Raw genomic sequence first — 4,108 nt, 5'->3', positions numbered from 1 at the left:
CCGCTACTTCATCGAACCGGAATTCGTCGAATACGCCCGCCAGCCCGCCACGACCACCGGTGCGACCCGGGTCGATGAGGGCTTTGCCTATTCCAGCGACATCAACCCCGAACGGCTCGATGTCGAAGGCATTCGCGACCTGATGAAGGCCTATCTCGCGTGACGACCGCCCCCTTCCTGCCCTACGGACGGCAATCCATCGCCGACAGCGATATTGAGGCGGTGGTTGAGGCCCTGCGTTCCGACTACCTGACCACCGGCCCGATGGTCGAACGCTTTGAGCGCGCACTGGCCGCCACAGTCGGAGCCAAAGAGGCCGTGGTTGTATCGAACGGCACGGCGGCCCTGCACCTGTGTATCCTGACGCAGAACCTGACGCCCAACGATGTGGTCATCGTACCGTCGATCACCTTTGCGGCCTCGGCCAATTGCGTCGCCTATGGCGGGGCGCAGGTCGTGTTTGCCGACGTCGATCCGCTAACCGGCCTGATTACCGATGAGACGTTTGAGGCGGCCCTGTCCCTGATCGGCCCGTCACAACGCTTTGCCGGGGTTATCCCGGTGCACTATGCCGGGCGTCCGGTCGATCTCAGCCATATCTCCGCTGTGGCGCGTGCGCGGGGGGCCTTTGTCATCGAAGACGCCTGCCACGCGCTGGGCAGCACAGGGCCGCAAGGCACTATCGGGGCCTGCGCAGCGTCGGACATGGCCAACTTCTCCTTTCATCCGGTCAAGACCCTGACCACCGGCGAAGGCGGGGCCATCACCACCAATGACGAAGCGCTGGCGCGCCGTCTGCGTCTGTTGCGCAGCCACGGCATCGAGCGCGACCCGGCCCGCTTTGAAGGGCTGGGCTATGGCGACGGCGACGACACTGGCCCGTGGGTCTATGAGATGCAGGCGCTGGGGTTCAACTACCGCCTGCCGGACATCAACTGCGCGCTGGGTGTGGCGCAACTGAAACGCCTGCCGGGGTTTATCGAACGCCGTAAGGCGCTGGTGGCGGCCTATCAGGCGGCGCTGGCACAGACCCACCTGCCCGTAATATGGACAGCGCCAAGACCGGGTGACGATCCGGTGTTTCACCTGTTTGCCCCCGGCATTGACTTTGCGGCGGTGGGCAAGACCCGCACCGAGGTGATGGCGGCCTTGCGCGAACGCGGTATCGGCACGCAGGTCCACTATATCCCCGTGCATCGTCAACCCTACTGGCAAACCCGGCAACTGAGCCCGCGCGACCTGCCCGGTGCCGATGCCTTCTACCGCTCTACCCTGTCGCTGCCCCTCTATCCCGACATGGCCGACAGCGACCCGGCGCGCGTCGTCGAGGCCCTGAAAGAGGTACTGGGATGACCCCCGAAATCACCATCGCTGGCCGCAAGATCGGCACGGCCCACAGCCCCTATATTATCTGCGAACTGTCGGGGAACCATAATGGTTCGCTCGACCGGGCGCTGGCGCTGGTCGATGCCGCCGCCGATACCGGCTGTGACGCCATCAAGCTCCAGACCTACACCGCCGACACCATCACGCTGAAATCCGACCGTCCGGAGTTTCAGTTGAAGGGCGGCCTGTGGGACGGTTATTCGCTCTATGACCTCTATGAGGAAGCCCATACGCCCTGGGACTGGCACCCGGCGCTGTTTGAGCGGGCGGCCAAACGCGGCGTGACGATGTTTTCGTCGCCTTTTGACGATACGGCGGTCGATTTTCTCCATGATCTGGGCGCGCCGGCCTTCAAGATCGCCTCATTTGAGCTGATCGACCTGCCGCTGGTCGCCTATGCCGCCTCAAAGGGCAAGCCGCTGATCATGTCCACCGGCATGGCCAATCTGGCCGAAATCGAAGCGGCGGTGGCCACGGCGCGAAAATACGGCACGGGTGAAATCGTGCTGTTGCATTGCGTCAGTGAATACCCCGCCGATATCCGCGACGCCCATGTGCGCGTCGTCCCCGATCTGGGGGCGAAGTTCGGCTGCCCGTCGGGCCTCAGCGACCATACGTTCGGCACGGCGGCTTCGGTGGCGGCGATTGCGGTCGGCGGCTGTGTCATCGAAAAGCACTTCACGCTGGCGCGCGCCGATGGCGGGCCAGACTCAGGCTTTTCGCTGGAACCGGCGGAATTCACCGCGCTGGTGAAGGACTGCAAGGACGCCTGGGCAGCGCTGGGGCACGTCCATTACGACACGCTGGGCTCTGAGCGCGGCTCCAAAACCTTCCGCCGCTCGCTCTATGTCGTTGAGGACGTCAAGGCGGGAGACGTGTTCACTAGGGCCAATGTGCGCTCTGTGCGTCCGGGACTGGGCCTGCCGCCCGTGCGCCTGTGGGACGTGCTGGGCAAGGCGGCCACCCGTGACATCGCACGCGGCGAACCGCTGAGCGACGACATGGTGGGGTAATCCCACCCCCCTCCCCTGAAGGAGAGGGGCGCGATTTTTACGAACTGTCGTCATCCTCAGCGGTAAGCAGGGCGTCGATCTCCTCATCGGACATCAGCCCGCCCAGCATCTGCAACATCTCTTCGATCTGCTCTCGCGACATGCCCGGCTGAGGTTTCAGAGCCAGAGCGCGGGCCGCGATCTCGGCCTGAGTGAGCGCCGTTGTCTGGGCCGTTGTCTGGGCCGCCGTCTGGGCCGTTGTCTGGGCCGCCATCTGGGCCGCCACGGGGCTAAGCGACACCATGGGCTTGGGCGCATCACGGCGCGGAGCGGTCTCAACGGCGTAGCGCCAGCCCCGCCCTTCGGCGGCATCGACGCGGGCATAGAGCCGTTCGATCATCAGGGCGCGGCGGATACCTTTTTCAATGTCTTCGCCGGTTTCGGGATCATCGAGCTTATCGAGACCGATCAGCATACGGTCGGCAAAGGCGCGCAGACGCTCACGCCGGTCTTCGGCGGATAAGGGGCGAGAGGGATGTGGCGTCTGGGTCATTTGACGAGCATAGACCGCGCCAAAACAGGGGGGATAGATTTTATTTTCGGGTGCAGGGGCCGTGCCCCAGCCTATCGCCGCTATACCTTCCCGCTCTCAGGCGATAGACTGTGCGCATGAACACACCGAGCAAACCTGTCGTCGGCGGTGGCGCCAAAAAGGTGCTGTACGCCCTGAAAACCGCCACGCGCATCGGCCTCGACAACACGGCCAAGGCCCTGACGGCCAAGAATGCCTGCAAGGCCTGCGCGCTGGGCATGGGCGGGCAAAAGGGCGGCATGACCAATGAGGCCGGTGAGTTCCCCTCGGTGTGCAACAAGTCGATACAGGCGCAATCGACCGATATTCAGCCGGGCATCCCGCCGGAGGTGATCGATCACAGCCTGTCGGAGCTGCGCGAGCTGGACGGGCATGAACTGGAGCATCTGGGGCGGCTGGCCTTTCCCATCTATAAGGCGGCGGGCTCGGACCGCTATGTGCCGGTGGACTGGGACGTCGCGCTCGATCTGGCCGCGCAGCGGTTTGCCGCGACGAAGCCTGAGCGCAGCTTCTTCTATTCGTCCGGGCGTTCGTCGAACGAGGCGGGGTTTGTGCTGCAACTGCTGGCGCGGCTCTATGGCACCAACAATGTCAATAACTGCTCCTACTACTGCCATCAGGCGACAGGGGTCGGGCTCGACAGCAGCATCGGCACCGGCACGGCAACAGTGGAGATGGAAGACCTCGACCGCTGCGATTTCATTCTGGTCATCGGGGCCAATCCGTCGTCCAACCACCCGCGCTTTATCCACAAACTCAAAGGCGTGCGCGATCGCGGCGGCGAGGTGGTGATCATCAACCCGGCCAGGGAGCCGGGGCTGGTGCGCTTTGCCCTGCCCAAGAGCGTGAAGTCCATGGTGTCGGGCGGCGACTGGATCGCCTCCGACTATCTGCAACCGCGCATCGGGTCCGACCTCGCCGTGCTTAAGGGGCTGATCAAGGCGGTCCTGGAGAACGGGGCGCAGGACGCGCGCTTTATCGCCGATCACACCGAGGGCTTTGAGGCCCTGCGCGCCGACATCGCGGCGACGGAGTGGGCAGAGATCGAGGCGCGCACGGGCCTGACTCAGGCCGACATTGCGCGGGTAGCGAGTCTTTATGCGCGGGCGAAGTCGGCGGTGATCGCCTGGGGCATGGG

At 64.5% G+C, this 4,108-nt stretch carries 4 protein-coding genes; 3 read left to right on the top strand and 1 reads right to left on the bottom strand.

Going from position 1 to position 4,108, the window contains the following annotated elements:
* Window positions 1-159 precede the first annotated feature (159 nt).
* Together pseC and pseI are read left to right on the top strand one after the other, a co-directional pair.
* The gene (gene pseC, locus Q0072_RS13150; protein WP_298330938.1) at window positions 160-1,353 is read left to right on the top strand and encodes a UDP-4-amino-4,6-dideoxy-N-acetyl-beta-L-altrosamine transaminase; all 1,194 of its coding nucleotides are present in this window, start codon (window positions 160-162) and stop codon (window positions 1,351-1,353) included.
* Complete coding sequence (gene pseI, locus Q0072_RS13145) at window positions 1,350-2,399, top strand: pseudaminic acid synthase (RefSeq protein ID WP_298330936.1); 1,050 nt, start codon at window positions 1,350-1,352, stop codon at window positions 2,397-2,399. The genes pseC and pseI overlap by 4 nt, the downstream gene beginning before the upstream one ends.
* 37 nt (window positions 2,400-2,436) lie before the next feature.
* On the opposite strand, the gene Q0072_RS13140 is transcribed toward pseI, so the two are convergent.
* Entirely contained in the window at window positions 2,437-2,931 is a 495-nt protein-coding gene (locus tag Q0072_RS13140; protein ID WP_298330934.1) for a hypothetical protein, read from the bottom strand.
* A 116-nt stretch (window positions 2,932-3,047) separates the two neighbouring features.
* Here Q0072_RS13140 and Q0072_RS13135 point away from each other — a divergent pair.
* The coding region (locus Q0072_RS13135; RefSeq protein ID WP_298330932.1) for a molybdopterin-dependent oxidoreductase at window positions 3,048-4,108 on the top strand (1,061 nt) is incomplete at its 3' end.

The organism is Asticcacaulis sp. (genome assembly GCF_027484505.1).
Classification (GTDB): domain Bacteria; phylum Pseudomonadota; class Alphaproteobacteria; order Caulobacterales; family Caulobacteraceae; genus Asticcacaulis.
Note: the sequence above shows the minus strand (reverse complement) of the source record. Positions and strands in the feature narration are given on the sequence as shown.

Bases quoted from the DNA above. Each gene is read 5' to 3' on its own strand.
- Q0072_RS13140 (WP_298330934.1), bottom strand. From the start codon at position 2,931: ATGACCCAGACGCCACATCCCTCTCGCCCCTTATCCGCCGAAGACCGG.
- pseI (WP_298330936.1), top strand. From the start codon at position 1,350: ATGACCCCCGAAATCACCATCGCTGGCCGCAAGATCGGCACGGCCCAC.